Here is a 16,802-nt window from a genome sequence, read left to right as displayed (position 1 = left end):
TAATTATGCAAAAGAATAGCTTGAAGTTGTGACAAAAGTGTTAAGGATTTAATATCCAGTTGATTTGCCCTATCAATTGATCTTATAGAGAAATAGATTGGATTTGAGCAAGGTATGAATAACAATAATGGGAGGAGTAAGAAGTTATATTGGAATAATAATCTATGAACATTTAAATTGAAAAAAAAGTCTTCTTTCATTTCAATCTAGGAGGAGGGATTTCTTTTGCTTTGTAAAAGGCTTGTCTTTATTTTTGTGAAAAGCTATTCTATTAAGTGAATATAGATATTTTGTGAAATATTCTAATTGTATCTAATAAGCTATGAAAATTCCTTTTGATCTAATTTTCAAAAGAAGACATATGGATCTATTTTTTTCTAAAAAGAAGGTGTTCATTGTGTTGATTAAGTTTTTAGCAGCGTTAACTTTACCAGGTGCTTTAGTTGTATTATTCACGAGAGTTGCCTATAATCATGTACTTGGTCTTGTTTTAACTGTTGCCTTAATCGCTGCATCCGTTTATAAAGGTTATACGGATTCCTGGTTGCTTATTGTTGTGGATGCATTGTCATTAACCGTTGGGTTTGCGATTGCAAGAAAAATGACTGTTCAAGCAAGAAAACGTGCATAATTGCTTTTAATAAGAAGTAATTCATATTGATGAGGCTATCAAAGGGTGCTCAGCACCAATGCTTTAGGATAGCCTCATTTCTATTTTATAGGCTTTGTTAAACTTGAATGTTGATTTCCGTTCCAGGCGCGAACGGTTCGCGGGCGTGACGGGGAGTTTACCTCTAGCTAACGCTCCTGTGGGGTCTCCCCTGCCCCGTTTTCCCGCAGGACATTGAAATCGCTTCATTGATAAACTCCGCACGATAAAAATACTTTAGCATTTTTAGATGACATTGAAATAGCTCCATCGAAAATACACCGCACGATAAAAATGCTTTAGCATTTTTAGAGGAGTCTTCGCGCCTGAAACGTAGATCAACATGTCTTAATATCAACAATGAGCTTTAACACAGCCATTTTATAAAAACGAAACTTAACAGTTAAATGTAGAAGGTGAAGAATTTGATTCGTTTAATAGACGTAACTAATCAAGAAATGGCGAAAAGTCTCCTTGAGGTGCAGTTACCAGCCTATAAGGTGGAGGCAGAGTTAATCGGATTCGATGGAATTCCTGCATTAAAGGACACAGTGGAAACACTAAGTAATTGTGGAGAAACATTTTATGGTTATTTTATAGATGAAGAATTGGCTGGAGCCATTTCCTACAAGGAGGATGAGGAAATGGTTGACATTCATCGACTTATCGTTCATCCGGATCATTTTCGCAAAGGGATCGGAAAGGAATTAGTTTCTTACATATTAGATATAGTTGCGTGCGGAAGGAAGGTGATAGTAAGCACAGGGGCGCAAAATTATCCAGCAATGCAGCTATACCGAAGCCTTGGCTTTGAAGAGAAAAAGGATGTTGAGGTCGGGCCGGGGATATTTGTTACTTTGTTGGAAAGAGTCTACCCGCTAAAATAAATACAAAAATCGAATATTTGTTCGCAAATTATTGGTTAATTATTAGTGCTTTGTGGTAGAATGATTTTAGAAAAAATATCAACTGGAAAATTAAAACAAATTGTGGATTGCAATCGAGTCTTTCATTTATATATATTTTGGTAAACTGACCATGTAGAGGGGGTAAAACCGTGAAGAATCAATTTGAACTAGTCTCAAAATATTCTCCTCAAGGCGATCAACCGCAAGCCATTAAGAAATTAGTGGAGGGAATTAACGAAGGGAAAAAACATCAGACGCTGCTTGGGGCAACAGGAACGGGTAAGACGTTTACCATTTCGAACGTAATTAAAGAAGTGAATAAACCAACTCTTATCATTGCCCATAACAAGACCTTGGCTGGGCAGCTATATAGTGAGTTTAAAGAGTTCTTTCCTAATAACGCGGTGGAGTACTTTGTCAGCTATTATGATTATTATCAACCGGAGGCCTATGTTCCACAAACGGATACTTTTATTGAGAAAGATGCAAGTATTAATGATGAAATTGATAAGCTCCGACATTCTGCGACTTCCTCTTTGTTTGAACGCAATGATGTCATTATTATTGCCAGCGTTTCCTGCATCTATGGTCTCGGTTCACCAGAGGAATATCGTGAACTTGTGCTTTCCTTAAGAACAGGAATGGAAATTGAAAGAAATCAGCTTCTGCGCCGATTAGTTGATATCCAATATGAAAGAAATGATATTGACTTCCAAAGGGGGACCTTTCGTGTTCGCGGGGATGTGGTTGAGATTTTTCCAGCATCAAAAGATGAGCATTGCTTAAGGGTGGAGTTTTTTGGTGATGAAATAGACCGCATAAGAGAAGTGGATGCTCTAACAGGTGAGATTATGGGTGAACGGGATCATGTAGCCATCTTTCCGGCTTCTCACTTCGTTACCCGTGATGAAAAATTGCAGGTTGCCATTAAGAATATAGAGAAGGAATTGGAAGAACGCCTTGCTGAACTTAGAGAAAATAATAAGCTGCTTGAGGCCCAGCGTTTAGAGCAACGGACCCGATACGACCTGGAAATGATGAGGGAAATGGGATTCTGCTCAGGGATTGAAAACTATTCACGTCATTTGACTTTAAGGCCAGCGGGGTCCACACCGTATACGTTACTCGATTACTTTCCTGAGGACTTCTTGATTGTTATCGATGAATCTCATGTTACCCTACCTCAAATTCGAGGGATGTACAATGGGGACCAAGCAAGGAAAAATGTCCTTGTTGATTATGGTTTTCGTCTCCCATCAGCCCTGGATAACAGACCGCTAACATTTACGGAATTTGAAAAGCATATTAATCAAATCGTTTATATATCAGCAACTCCTGGACCATATGAGATGGAGCATACTCCAGAAGTAATTGAACAGATTATTCGTCCGACTGGATTGCTTGATCCATTGATTGATGTACGTCCAATTGAAGGTCAAATTGATGACTTAATTGGTGAAATACAGGATAGAGTTCAAAAGAACGAACGGGTATTAATCACTACTTTAACGAAAAAAATGTCTGAGGATCTAACAGATTATTTAAAAGAAATCGGAATAAAGGTTCAGTATTTGCATTCCGAGGTAAAGACTCTTGAGAGGATTGAAATTATCCGGGAGCTTCGATTAGGCAAATATGACGTATTAGTTGGAATCAACCTATTAAGGGAAGGGCTTGATATCCCCGAGGTTTCCCTAGTGGCAATCCTGGATGCCGATAAAGAAGGTTTCCTTCGTTCAGAGCGTTCCTTAATCCAAACAATTGGTCGTGCAGCAAGAAATTCGAACGGACATGTCATTATGTATGCTGATCGAATGACTAATTCGATGGAAGTAGCCATCTCGGAAACGAAGCGTCGCCGTGCCATTCAAGAGGAATATAATCAAAAGCACGGAATCACTCCACAAACGATACAAAAGGAGATTCGCGAATCCATTCGAGCTACACATGCGGCCGAGGAACAAGAAGAATACAAACCAGCAAAAAGGTTAGAAAAATTAAACAAGGAAGAAAGAGAAATCGTGATTGCGGATATGGAGAAGGAAATGAAAGAAGCAGCAAAGGCTCTCAACTTCGAGCGTGCAGCTGAGCTTCGCGATCTCTTATTAGAGTTAAAAGCGGAAGGATGACAATAAAATGGCATTGGATAAAATAATCATAAAAGGTGCTAGGGTCCATAACTTAAAAAACATTGACGTCACCATTCCGAGAGATAAGCTTGTCGTACTAACAGGACTTTCTGGATCAGGAAAGTCATCTTTAGCCTTTGATACGATATATGCGGAAGGTCAGCGGAGATATGTTGAGTCATTATCAGCATATGCGCGTCAGTTTCTAGGACAAATGGATAAGCCTGATGTTGATATGATTGAAGGATTATCACCGGCTATTTCAATCGATCAAAAGACAACTAGCCGAAATCCACGTTCAACCGTTGGAACAGTAACAGAAATATATGATTATTTAAGACTTTTATTTGCACGAGTCGGGCATCCTACTTGTCCCATTCATAATATAGAAATTTCATCCCAAACAATTGAGCAAATGGTCGATCGAATTCTTGAATATCCTGAGCGAACAAAGCTACAAATTCTAGCTCCCATCGTATCTGGAAGGAAGGGTACCCATGTAAAAACCTTTGAGGATATTAAAAAACAAGGGTATGTCCGATTAAGAGTCGATGGAGAGATGTTTGAGATAGGGGATGAAATAGAACTAGACAAGAACAAAAAGCATTCGATTGAAGTAGTGGTAGACCGGATTGTTGTCAAGGAAGGCATTTCTACAAGGCTGGCAGATTCACTTGAATCTGCTCTGCAATTAGGACATGGGAAGGTAGTTATTGATGTCATTGGACAAGAGGAGCTTTTGTTTAGCGAGCATCACTCCTGCCCTATATGTGGCTTTTCAATAGGGGATTTGGAGCCTAGGATGTTTTCTTTTAATAGTCCTTTCGGTGCTTGTCCAGATTGCGATGGTCTAGGTGCAAAGCTAGAAGTTGATCTAGATCTTGTCATTCCAAATGATGAACTATCGTTAAGGCAGCATGCCCTTGCTCCTTGGGAACCGACAAGCTCCCAGTACTATCCTAAATTATTAGAGGCAGTGTGTACCCATTATGGGATAGATATGGATATACCGGTGAAGGAAATACCGAAGGATCAGCTTGATAAGGTTCTATATGGATCCAACGGTGAAAAGATTCATTTTCGTTATGAAAATGAGTTTGGACAAGTAAGAGATGGGGATATCGAATTTGAAGGGGTTATCCGTAATGTTGAACGTCGATACAGGGATACCAGCTCCGATTATGTCCGCGAGCAAATGGAAAAATATATGGCAGAACAGCCATGTCCGACATGTAAAGGATATCGTCTAAAGAAAGAAACGCTAGCCGTATTAATTGATGGAGAGCATATTGGAAAGGTAACTTCCTATTCCATTGCAGAGGCCTATCAATTTTTTGATAACCTTTCTTTATCAGAGAAAGAAATGCAGATTGCTAAGTTGATTTTTCGAGAAATAAAAGAAAGATTAGGCTTTCTTGTTAATGTCGGCCTAGAATATTTAACATTAAGTCGTGCGGCTGGAACCCTCTCAGGAGGAGAGGCTCAAAGGATTCGACTCGCCACCCAAATTGGTTCCCGATTAACGGGAGTATTATACATTCTTGATGAACCTTCGATTGGGCTCCATCAACGTGATAATGATCGCTTAATTGATACTTTGAAGAGTATGAGAGATATTGGGAATACCTTAATTGTCGTTGAACATGATGAAGATACCATGCTTGCAGCTGATTATTTAATTGATGTTGGTCCGGGTGCAGGTGTCCGTGGTGGAGAAATCATCTCCTCAGGGTCTCCAAAAGAGGTAATGGAGGATGCAAACTCCATCACTGGCCAATATTTATCAGGGAAAAAGTTTATTCCATTGCCGCTTGAACGTCGAAAGAGTGACGGCCGCTTCATTGAAATTAAGGGAGCAAAGGAAAATAACTTAAAGAATATTAATGTGAAGTTCCCTCTTGGAACATTTATTGCCGTAACTGGGGTATCTGGATCAGGAAAAAGCACATTAATTAACTCTATTTTGCATAAGGGGTTAGCACATAAATTACACCGGGCAAAAAGTAAACCGGGAGAGCATAAGAGTATTTTAGGTATTGAACATCTTGAAAAGGTGATTGATATTGACCAATCACCAATTGGACGAACTCCGCGTTCAAATCCAGCAACCTATACAGGAGTATTTGATGATATTCGTGATGTGTTTGCCTCCACCAATGAAGCAAAGGTAAGAGGATATAAGAAAGGCCGCTTCAGCTTTAACATAAAAGGCGGTCGATGTGAGGCATGTCGTGGAGATGGAATCATCAAGATTGAAATGCACTTTTTACCGGATGTATATGTTCCTTGTGAAGTATGTCACGGGAAACGATATAATCGTGAAACACTAGAAGTGAAATACAAAGGGAAAAATATTTCCGAAATTCTTGATATGACGGTTGAGGATGCGGTTGTTTTCTTTGAAAATATCCCGAAAATCAAACGGAAGCTGCAAACTATCGAAGATGTTGGACTTGGCTACATTAAACTTGGACAACCTGCAACGACACTTTCTGGTGGAGAAGCACAGCGTGTGAAGCTGGCATCAGAGCTGCATCGCCGCTCACAGGGTAGATCCTTCTATATATTAGATGAGCCAACGACAGGACTCCACGTGGATGATATTTCAAGACTTCTAGTCGTATTACAAAGGCTTGTGGAAAATGGGGATACTGTACTAGTGATTGAACATAATTTGGATGTAATCAAGACAGCAGATCACATCATTGACCTTGGCCCAGAAGGTGGAGATAGAGGAGGAACGATAATAGCCTCTGGAACACCAGAAGCGATTGTAGAAGTTCCAGAATCTTATACTGGTAAATATTTAAAGCCAATTCTTGAACGTGATCGTTCCAGAATGCAAAAGCAAATCGAGGAAAAGGAAGCAAATGTGACTAATGTTTAATAAAAAAGCTAAAGCAACGGAAAATTTTTCCTTGTTTTAGCTTTTTTCATGCTTAGATAGAATCTTCTAGGCCTGTAGACTGAATTTTACCTTTCTATGAAACTTTATAAAAATCCTATCGTAAATAAGAAAAAAGCAAAATAAGCTATAACTAGGAGGGGACCTAAATTGAAGGATGAAAAAAAGCGTATATTAAATATGGTTGAAGAGGGAAAGTTAACAGTCGATGAGGCTTTAACTCTATTAGAGGAGCTTGAAAAATCAAGTAAATCAGGAGAAGAAAAGAAAAAAGAAATCATTGGTGAACTGTCAACCATTGTGAATGAGGGCGAAGAGAAAAAGTATCAGAAGTCAGAGAACTTTAAATCCTCATCCGTAAAGGATAAGTTCTTTGATTTTATAGATTCTGCCTTTCAAAAGGTAAAGGAATTTGATTTAGATTTTAATTTTGGAACAGCCGTAGAACTATCTCATGTATTTCAACATGGAGAAGCGGAGATCCAATCAATAGACATTGATATTGCCAATGGAAAGGTGAAGGTGATCCCTTGGACACAAAATGATGTCCGTATTGAATGTAAAGCAAAGGTGTACCGTGTAGAAAACCAAGAGGATGCTAGAACTTCATTTTTGCAAAATGTCATTTTTGAGATTGTAGAGAAAAGAATGCGTTTTTACACTGAAGCGAAATGGATTAAGCTTGAGACGACCATTTTTATCCCTCAAGCTCAATATGATCGAGTGAAGATTAGAATGTTTAATGGACCAATTGAAACAGAAAATCTAAAAGCTCGTGACTTCAATGTGAAAACGGCTAATGGAAAGATTCAAATTGAAGGAATAACAAGTGATAAGGTGGAAGTTGAGACGGCAAATGGATCCATCTCTGTTAATAGGGGAATGATAAACAAGTTGGAAGCTGAAACCATAAATGGTGCAGTAAAAGTAGATGGAGATGTAAAGAATGTCGAACTTCAGGCCTTCAATGGCAATGTGGTTTGCTCATTAAATGGGGACGATTGCAAGGAGGTTGATGTCGAGTCGACAACGGGAGCAATTGATTTGTATTTCCCTGATAAGCTGGCTCTCCAAGGGATACTGAAAACCAATCTAGGAAACTTTAAGCTTGATTTAGAAGGAGTTCAGGTTTTAGAAGAGAAGAATGAGATGGTCCAAAAGCTATTTAGGTTTAAGCCTTCAGTAGAAACGGATCAAGTTACCAGCATCACAGCAGATACAAAAACAGGAACGATATCTATTCATAAGGTAAAATAGTGAGTAACGAAATTGAAACTTAAATTTTGAAACGGTTCCTAAGCCATTCAAAAGAACTGCGATGTTGATAGAGCCTGCAAAAAGTGTTAGGTTATATTTGTATTATTTTAAAGAGGATGATAGAAAAATGAAATGGATACTTGGAATCGTAATCAATGCGGTCCTTTTTGTAGCGCTCGCTGGATATTTTGATGCATCATTTTATCTTGAAGGATTTGGGGCCGCATTAGGAGCAAGCTTTGTTTTATCTATCTTAAATATTTTAGTAAGACCAATATTAATCATTTTTACCTTGCCGATAACCCTCGTTACCCTGGGTTTATTCCTATTTGTCATTAATGCCATTACCTTAGTTCTGACCGATTCCATAATGGGAAGCTCCTTTGAAATTGAGGGCTTTGGTTTAACCCTCCTCGTCTCCATTATTATGTCAGCGGTAAATCTAATCATCCAGAAAACCGTTTTTGAAAATGAAAAGGAATCCAAATAAGTAGCCAAAAATGAGACTCAGACTATCCAAACTTTCCTTTAAGCCCTTCTATACAAAGGATCGTTATTGGATAGTTGGGTCTTTTTTATATTAGGCTGTGTTAAACTTGAATGTTGATTTCCGTTCCAGGCGCGAACGGTTCGCGGGCGTGACGGGGAGCTTACCTCTAGCTAACGCTCCTGCGGGGTTTCCCCTGCCCCGTTTTCCCGCAGGACGTTGAAAAGGCTCCATTGAAATCACATCGCACGATAAAAATGCTTTAGCATTTTTAAAGGAGTCTTCGCGCCTGAAACGTAGATCAACATGTCTTAATATCAACAATGAACTTTAACACAGCCTTATATTAAAAAAACTGCTGCCTTTGGTTCTGAAATAAAAAATGCTAAAATGGAAAGTGACATTTTCTTAAAGGAAAAGGACACTTTAAGAAAATGAGTTTTAATGATAAAAAATATGCCGATGAATACATAAATGTAGAATCAGAAAACGGAGGGCATCAATATGGTAAAAGTTCGGACTAAGGATATCATTGAAAAATTCAATTTAGAGTTAATTGCAGGAGAAGAAGGGATTAATCGCCCAATCACAACCAGTGATATTTCTCGTCCAGGAATTGAAATCGCTGGATACTTTGATTATTATCCAGCAGAAAGAATTCAATTGCTTGGGAAAACAGAGCTCTCCTTTTCAGAACGATTAACTGGAAAAGAGCAACAGAATCGAATGGAACGCTTATGTACAGATATCACTCCAGGAATTGTTGTGACAAGGAGCTTAGAGGTTCCTGAGGTATTAATTGAAGCAGCAGAGAGACAATCTGTTCCTCTTATGCGATCAAAGCAAAAAACAACTGCTTTTTCAGGCCGTTTGACCAATTTCCTAGAAAGTAAATTAGCTCCAACGACGGCAGTTCATGGAGTACTCGTTGATATATATGGCGTTGGTGTATTGATTACTGGAAAAAGCGGAGTTGGAAAAAGCGAAACTGCATTGGAGCTTGTCAAACGCGGACATCGATTGGTAGCTGATGATTGCGTGGAAATTAGACAGGAAGAGGACGAGTTTCTTGTAGGAAATTCCCCGGATTTAATTGAACACCTTCTTGAAATACGTGGGCTAGGCATTATTAATGTCATGACATTGTTTGGAGCGGGAGCGGTCCGAAGTAATAAAAAGATCTCTCTTGTCATTAGCCTTGAGATTTGGGATCAAAGCAAACATTACGACCGTCTTGGATTAGAAGAGGAAAAGATGAAGATTATTGACACCGAGATTACAAAGCTAACTGTCCCAGTAAGACCCGGTCGAAACTTAGCAGTCATAATCGAGGTTGCCGCAATGAATTTCCGTCTAAAAAGAATGGGAGTAAATGCTGCACAGGAATTTACTGATAAACTAGCAGACGTAATAGAAGATACAGATGATTAATTTTACAAAAAGTAAAGTGAAGGAGAAATGAGGATGGAAGAAAAGATTGAACCGTTAAACCCAATTGCCTTCTCACTAGGGCCAATGGAGGTCCGCTGGTATGGACTCATTATTGTGAGTGGACTGCTGCTAGCGCTCCTTTTGGCAATTAAGGAAGCTGAAAAAAGGGATCTTGAGAAGGATATCTTCTCCGATTTAATGATATGGGCCATTCCGATTGCCATTATTTCTGCACGGATATATTATGTAATATTTAAATGGGATTATTATATGCAAAATCCTTCAGAAATCCCGTTAATTTGGCATGGAGGAATTGCCATTCACGGAGCATTGATTGGATCGGTAATCACTGCATATGTATTCGCCAAGAAGAAGAACCTCTCATTTTGGAAACTAGCGGATATAGCTGCTCCAAGTATTATTCTTGGTCAGGCAATCGGACGCTGGGGAAACTTTATGAATCAAGAGGCACATGGTGGAGAGGTAACAAGGTCATTTTTAGAAAATCTGCACTTACCAGATTTTATCATTAATCAAATGTATATCAATGGTACTTACTATCATCCAACCTTTTTATATGAATCAGTTTGGAATCTGTTAGGATTTGTGGTTCTAATGCTTTTAAGGAGAGTCAACTTACGGCGAGGAGAGATGTTTCTTACCTATGTCATTTGGTATTCAATAGGAAGATTTTTCGTTGAGGGCTTTCGAACAGATAGTTTAATGCTAACGGATAATTTAAGGATGGCCCAAATGATATCCATCTTCTTAATAGTTGGTGCCATTGTAGTCTTAATTTATAGAAGAGTCCAGGGCTATGCAGGCAAAAGATATTTTGATAGATATTAAATATTTTTCTTGAACAAAGGGAGATAAGCATGCTACTAAGATCGATAAAACATGGGTTCTATGTTGGCCTAAAAACAACTTGGGTATTAGGAAAGATTATCTTCCCGATTACTTTGATTGTCTCACTACTACAATTTACACCGGTATTGGATTGGATTATCCAATGGATTACTCCATTTATGAATGTTCTGGGGTTATCAGGGGATGCCGCTATTCCACTTGTTTTGGGGAATTTTCTTAACCTATATGCAGCCATTGGAGCTATATTGACTCTCCCCTTAACCGTTAAGGAAGTATTTATCATCGCGGTCATGCTTTCCTTTTCTCACAATTTACTGATTGAATCAGGTGTAGCAGTTAAGGTTGGAGTGAAGTTGTGGGTGATTGTTGCCGTAAGATTAGGGCTGGCTTTTACCTCAGCATTCATTATCAATCTAGTTTGGCATGGGGGAGACCAAGCGGCCAAGTACGGAATGGTTCCAAGTGGTAAAGAGGTACATGGAATCGCTGAAATGATATTAGAGGCTTTGCAAAAAGCAGGTTTAGGAATTCTTCAGTTGGCTTTAATTGTCATTCCACTTATGATCTTCATTCAAATATTAAAGGATAAAAGGTGGATTGAGACCTTTTCTAGATGGATGGCTCCTGTCACACGTGGGTTAGGAATGAAGGAGAACACATCTACCACGCTTGCAGCAGGACTAATTTTTGGATTAGCTTATGGAGCAGGTGTTATGATTCAGGCTGTAAAAGAGGATGGTGTTAGTAAAAAGGATGTTACCATTGCCTTTATTTTTCTAGTTGCCTGTCATGCAGTCATTGAGGATACCTTAATCTTTGTTCCACTTGGAATTCCTGTCATCCCACTATTATTTACACGCTTATGCGTTGCCATTATCCTTACGATGATCGTTTCATATGCTTGGAACAGAAGTATCGCTATGAAAGGAAAGAAAGAATTTTATGAACAATAAAATTAATACCATTCTTTTTGATTTAGACGGAACATTAATTAATACAAATGAACTCATTATTTCTTCCTTTTTGCATACGCTTGAATGCTATTATCCTGGTCGGTATAAAAGGGAGGATGTCATCCCATTTATGGGTCCCTCTTTATATGAAACCTTTAGTTCTATCAATTTGGAAAAAACAGAAGAGATGGTTCACACGTATCGTGAGTATAATATTGCAAACCATGATTCCCTTGTAAAGGAATTCGAGGGTGTTTTTGAAACTGTTCAAACATTAAAGGAAAAGGGCTTTAAGTTGGGGATTGTATCAACCAAGATGTATGATGTCATTCTTAAGGGTTTGAATTTAACGAACCTTCATTCCTTTTTCGATTGCATTATCGGACTAGATCATGTTGAAAAGCCGAAGCCTGACCCGGAGGCTATTTATAAGGCTCTAGACCTTTTAAATTCCAGTCATGATGAAGCCATAATGGTAGGAGATAATTATCACGATATATTAGGCGGGAAAAATGCTGGTACAAAAACAGCAGGGGTCTCATGGTCTATCAAAGGAAAAGAATATTTACAAAGTTTTAATCCGGATTTTATGCTGAATCATATGAGTGACTTACTGCCTATTCTTGGAGTAGAGAAACAATGAGAAGAACGGAACGATATCCAGTTGAGGGCGCTAATTCCTTGTGGCATGTCTATCAAACCGTACCATTTTGGAAGGTTGTAAAAAACTTTATCGTCATCCAAATGGCCAGATATACTCCTTTTTTGGGTATGAAAAATTGGCTGTATCGGACCTTTTTACGAATGAAGGTTGGGGACCAAACATCCTTTGCTTTGATGGTTATGCTTGATGTCATGTTTCCAGAAAAGATTAGTGTGGGAAAGAACACGGTCATTGGATACAATACAACGATATTAGCTCATGAATACTTAATTAAGGAATATCGCCTTGGTGAAGTGAAAATTGGAAATGAAGTGATGATTGGCGCGAATTCAACCATTCTCCCAGGTGTAATCATCGGAGATCATGCCATTGTCTCTGCAGGGACATTAGTTCATAAAGATGTACCCCCAGGGAGCTTTGTCGGAGGAAACCCTATGAGGGTGATATATACTAAGGAAGAAATGGACCAAAGACGGGCGCAGGACTCTATTTATGGAGAAAAGTCTTCCAAAGAAGAAGTACTTTAAAAAAAGGTTTTAGTAATATGAGATTTTTTAGTGAAAGCATTTTGTTCTAATTAGGGACAGAATGCTTTTTTATTATAATTTTCTAAATTTATTAACTATATTCCTGACAAGTGTGGAATAATGAAGGTGGATGAATGGTATAGAAACAAAGGAAAAAATCATAGGTATTTTTGATTGACGTAATTTCATTTCAAGAGTAAACTACATATAACTTCATCTTGCTAATATATTAGCGAACTAAAGGATTTTGAATTTTATCTCCATAGAGGTGAGTCGATGAGTCGGTTATTTATGTTTGAAAAACCACTGGGAATGAGGGATACATTACCAGATTTATATGAAACTAAAAATCTTGTTCGGACGAAAATTGAACAGGAAATGAAAAATTGGGGTTATCAATTTATTGGAACTCCGACGCTAGAATATTATGAAACAGTTGGTGCTGCATCTGCCATTTTAAATGGTCAGCTATTTAAGTTATTGGACAAACAAGGACACGCACTTGTTCTACGTCCAGATATGACGGCGCCAATTGCCCGTGTGGCTGCATCAAGGCTTTTAAATGAGAATTTGCCATTAAGACTAGCATATTCAGAAAATGTTTTTCGTGCACAGCAAAGAGAAGGTGGTAGACCAGCGGAGTTTGAACAAATAGGCGTTGAATGTATTGGGGATGAAACCGTGAGTGCTGACGGTGAAGTCATTGCCCTCATGACCTCATCTCTTAAAAAGATAGGGATTAATAACTTTCAAATCTCCATCGGTCACATTGGCTTCGTTCAAGACCTTTTTACTCAAATTGTTGGAACAAAGGAACGAGCAAATTCCTTAACTCAATTCTTATATGAGAAAAATTTTGTTGGATACAGGGAGCATGTAGAAGGGTTGTCCCTTTCATCAATCGATAAGGGCCGTTTATTAGACTTTTTGAAACTCCAAGGAGGTTCAGAGGTAATGGACGAGGCTCTCCTTCTTGTAGAGGATGAGAAGGGAAAGGAAGCCATACAGCAATTAAAGCAGCTATGGGAAATCATTGTTGATTATGGAGAGGAAGCGAATATAAAATTTGATCTTACTCTTGTTAGTCATATGAGTTATTATACGGGGATTTTATTTGAGGTGTATGCTGACCAAGTTGGATTCCCAATCGGCAACGGTGGCAGGTATGATCTTCTTTTTGAAAAGTTCGGTAAGGAGACAGCTGCAACAGGTTTTGCATTAACCCTAGATAAATTAATTGAAGCGACAGGTAATATCGTTAGCAGCAGACCGGACCATTGTATTCTTTTTAGCGAAGAAAGGAGACAGGAGGCATTCCTATTGGCGAAGGATATCCGTGCAACAGGGAAAAAGGTGATTGTTCAGGATATTAACGGTGTGAAAAATATCGATGCCTGTACTAGTCAGTTTGATGATGTCACATTTCTTGTTGGCAGCAAAGGGAGAGTGGGACAATGAGAAATCATTTAACAATTGCCATGCCTAAGGGCAGAATCTTTGAAGAAGCAGTAGAGCTTTTGAAGCAGGCTGGATACCGACTACCTCCCGAGTTTGAAGACTCTCGTAAACTCATTATTGACGTTCCGGAAGAAAATTTTCGTTTTATTTTAGCAAAGCCAATGGATGTTCCAACCTATGTCGAGCATGGAGTGGCTGATTTAGGGATTGCGGGCAAGGACGTTATGCTTGAAGAGGAACGAGATGTTTATGAATTACTAGATTTAAAAATCAGTCGATGCTATTTAGCTGTTGCGGGGCTTCCTAATACGAAAATGAATGATGTAGCCCCGAAAGTAGCAACGAAATATCCGAAAGTTGCGGCTACCTTTTTCCGCGAGCAAGGGCAGCAGGTTGAAATCATTAAGTTAAATGGTTCAATCGAATTAGCCCCTATTATCGGTCTATCGGATCGCATTGTTGATATTGTATCCACTGGAAGAACATTAGTAGAAAACGGATTAGTAGAATATGAACGCATAGTAGACATTACATCGAGGATGATCGTTAATCCTGTAAGTTATCGATTAAAGGATGAACGCATTAGTGAGCTTGTTTCTCGCTTAAGTTCAGTCATCCAACAGGGTTAAGCCATTCATTCCCTAAAGTGGAGGAGAAAAACATGAAAATCCAAAGAGTGAATGAAAGTATTAATATCAAGAGATCAGTAGAAAACGGAACAGAAAAACAGCGATTAGTCGTTAAGGATATCATCTCTAGAATTAAAGCTGAAGGGGACCTCGCTTTAAAAGAACTGACAGAAAAATTTGATGGCTGTCGATTGGATTCATTATTGGTCTTAACTGAGGAAATCGAAGAGGCTTACAGTTTAGTAGATGAAAAGCTTGTTGCTATCATTCAGGAAGCGGCTGAAAATATTCGCAGCTATCATGAAAAACAAGTACGTAATTCATGGATGACAACGAGTGAGAATGGAACAATGCTTGGGCAAAAGGTGACCCCATTGGATTCCGTTGGTGTATATGTTCCTGGTGGGACGGCCGCCTATCCTTCCTCCGTTTTAATGAACGTGATGCCAGCAAAGGTAGCAGGTGTGAAAAGAATTGTGATGGTTTCCCCTCCAGGTCAAGACGGTAAGCTTCCCGCAGGTGTTTTAGTGGCTGCAAAGGAAGCGGGTGTAACCGAAATCTATAAGGTTGGGGGAGCTCAAGCAGTTGCAGCTCTTGCTTATGGAACAGAAACCGTTCAATCTGTTGATAAAATTGTTGGACCAGGTAATATATATGTGGCTTTGGCAAAAAGAGAGGTTTTTGGTGATGTCGATATCGATATGATTGCAGGACCAAGTGAGATTGCTATTCTAGCAGATGAAACGGCAAGAGCCCATGAAGTGGCTGCGGATCTATTATCTCAAGCAGAGCATGATGAGTTGGCTTGTAGTGTTTTAGTCACAACTTCAGAGCGTCTTGCAGAAGAGGTTGCCTTGGAAGTGGAAAAACAGCTAGCTGTACTACCTAGAAAAGCTATTGCAGGTAAGTCTATTGAGAACTTTGGGGCAATTTATTTAGCAGAAACGATAGATGAAGCAGCAGAAACAATTAATAAGATTGCACCGGAGCATTTGGAGGTTGTGACGAAAAATCCAATCGAGATGCTCGGGAAAATTCGTCACGCAGGGGCTATATTTTTAGGTCGCTATAGTTCTGAGCCAGTGGGAGATTATTTTGCCGGACCCAATCATGTTTTACCAACTAATGGAACAGCACGTTTTTCAAGTCCACTAAATATCGATGACTTTCAAAAGAAATCAAGCATTATTATGTACAGTCAACAAGCATTGAAGGAAAATCAAGAAAAGATTGCCGCATTTGCCCGTCTAGAAGGTCTAGAGGCACATGCCAGAGCCGTTGAGGCAAGATTTAATAAAGAATAAAGAAGAAAAAAACATAAAAGACATTGGGATGGAGGGAAATGGATGACAAGAATTTCAAGTGTGAAGAGAACGACAAATGAAACGGATATATCCTTACAGCTGAATATTGATGGAGAGGGAAAGGCGGATTTACATACTGGCGTTCCGTTTCTCACACATATGCTTGATTTATTTGCCAAGCACGGGCAATTTGATTTGACCATTGATGCTAAAGGTGATGTAGAGGTGGATGATCACCATACAACGGAGGATATTGCCATTTGCTTAGGGCAAGTGCTAAGAGAGGCGCTTGGTGATAAAAAGGGGATTAAACGTTATGGAAATTCCTTTGTCCCAATGGATGAGGCCTTAGCCCAAGTGGTGGTTGATTTAAGCAATCGCTCTCATTTAGAGATGCGTGCCCAATTTCCAAGCCAAAAGGTAGGAACCTTTGATACAGAGCTTGTACATGAATTTCTATGGAAGCTTGCTCTTGAGGCAAGAATGAATCTCCATGTGATTGTTCATTATGGTCAGAATACACACCATATGATTGAAGCTGTATTTAAAGCGTTAGCTCGTGCTTTGGATGAGGCGACTACGATTGACCCACGAATCAAAGGAATTCCATCTACAAAGGGGTTGTTATAGG

At 39.0% G+C, this 16,802-nt stretch carries 15 protein-coding genes; all 15 read left to right on the top strand.

Going from position 1 to position 16,802, the window contains the following annotated elements; genetic code table 11:
• Positions 1-397: 397 nt before the first annotated feature.
• A complete protein-coding gene (locus tag BQ6100_RS17940) occupies positions 398-631 on the top strand; it encodes a CsbA family protein (protein WP_075982911.1) in 234 nt (77 codons plus the stop codon).
• Positions 632-1,065: 434 nt separating this feature from the next.
• Positions 1,066-1,536, top strand: coding sequence for a GNAT family N-acetyltransferase (locus BQ6100_RS17935; protein WP_315970028.1), 471 nt, complete (start codon positions 1,066-1,068; stop codon positions 1,534-1,536).
• 170 nt (positions 1,537-1,706) lie between these two features.
• Positions 1,707-3,686, top strand: coding sequence for an excinuclease ABC subunit UvrB (gene uvrB / locus BQ6100_RS17930; RefSeq protein WP_075982909.1), 1,980 nt, complete (start codon positions 1,707-1,709; stop codon positions 3,684-3,686).
• A gap of 7 nt (positions 3,687-3,693) precedes the next feature.
• The gene (gene uvrA, locus BQ6100_RS17925) at positions 3,694-6,573 is read left to right on the top strand and encodes an excinuclease ABC subunit UvrA (protein WP_075982908.1); all 2,880 of its coding nucleotides are present in this window, start codon (positions 3,694-3,696) and stop codon (positions 6,571-6,573) included.
• Between the two features lie 168 nt (positions 6,574-6,741).
• Complete coding sequence (locus tag BQ6100_RS17920; RefSeq protein WP_075982907.1) at positions 6,742-7,848, top strand: DUF4097 family beta strand repeat-containing protein; 1,107 nt, start codon at positions 6,742-6,744, stop codon at positions 7,846-7,848.
• 127 nt (positions 7,849-7,975) lie between these two features.
• On the top strand, positions 7,976-8,338 hold the full coding sequence (locus tag BQ6100_RS17915) for a phage holin family protein (RefSeq protein WP_075982906.1): 363 nt from the start codon (positions 7,976-7,978) through the stop codon (positions 8,336-8,338).
• A gap of 501 nt (positions 8,339-8,839) precedes the next feature.
• The gene (gene hprK, locus BQ6100_RS17910) at positions 8,840-9,766 is read left to right on the top strand and encodes an HPr(Ser) kinase/phosphatase (RefSeq protein WP_075982905.1); all 927 of its coding nucleotides are present in this window, start codon (positions 8,840-8,842) and stop codon (positions 9,764-9,766) included.
• Between the two features lie 33 nt (positions 9,767-9,799).
• Positions 9,800-10,615: a prolipoprotein diacylglyceryl transferase gene (gene lgt, locus BQ6100_RS17905; protein WP_075982904.1), complete on the top strand. Its 816-nt coding sequence runs from the start codon at positions 9,800-9,802 to the stop codon at positions 10,613-10,615.
• A gap of 29 nt (positions 10,616-10,644) precedes the next feature.
• Positions 10,645-11,589 (top strand): nucleoside recognition domain-containing protein, encoded by a 945-nt coding sequence (locus BQ6100_RS17900; RefSeq protein WP_075982903.1) that lies wholly within the window; start codon positions 10,645-10,647, stop codon positions 11,587-11,589.
• Positions 11,579-12,232: a pyrophosphatase PpaX gene (gene ppaX, locus BQ6100_RS17895; RefSeq protein WP_075982902.1), complete on the top strand. Its 654-nt coding sequence runs from the start codon at positions 11,579-11,581 to the stop codon at positions 12,230-12,232. The genes BQ6100_RS17900 and ppaX overlap by 11 nt, the downstream gene beginning before the upstream one ends.
• Entirely contained in the window at positions 12,229-12,780 is a 552-nt protein-coding gene (locus tag BQ6100_RS17890; RefSeq protein WP_075982901.1) for an acyltransferase, read from the top strand. The genes ppaX and BQ6100_RS17890 overlap by 4 nt, the downstream gene beginning before the upstream one ends.
• 276 nt (positions 12,781-13,056) lie before the next feature.
• Positions 13,057-14,238: an ATP phosphoribosyltransferase regulatory subunit gene (locus BQ6100_RS17885; protein ID WP_075982900.1), complete on the top strand. Its 1,182-nt coding sequence runs from the start codon at positions 13,057-13,059 to the stop codon at positions 14,236-14,238.
• Positions 14,235-14,867 (top strand): ATP phosphoribosyltransferase, encoded by a 633-nt coding sequence (hisG, locus tag BQ6100_RS17880; RefSeq protein WP_075982899.1) that lies wholly within the window; start codon positions 14,235-14,237, stop codon positions 14,865-14,867. The genes BQ6100_RS17885 and hisG overlap by 4 nt, the downstream gene beginning before the upstream one ends.
• 32 nt (positions 14,868-14,899) lie before the next feature.
• Positions 14,900-16,171 carry a histidinol dehydrogenase gene (gene hisD, locus BQ6100_RS17875; protein ID WP_075982898.1) on the top strand — a complete coding sequence of 424 codons (1,272 nt, stop codon included), beginning with the start codon at positions 14,900-14,902 and terminating at the stop codon, positions 16,169-16,171.
• Between the two features lie 42 nt (positions 16,172-16,213).
• Complete coding sequence (hisB, locus tag BQ6100_RS17870; protein ID WP_075982897.1) at positions 16,214-16,801, top strand: imidazoleglycerol-phosphate dehydratase HisB; 588 nt, start codon at positions 16,214-16,216, stop codon at positions 16,799-16,801.
• The last annotated feature ends 1 nt before the right edge of the window (position 16,802 follow it).

The sequence above is a fragment of the Bacillus massilinigeriensis genome, assembly GCF_900117315.1.
Lineage (GTDB): Bacteria > Bacillota > Bacilli > Bacillales > Cytobacillaceae > Bacillus_BE > Bacillus_BE massilionigeriensis.
This window is presented reverse-complemented; position numbering and strand designations above follow the sequence as displayed.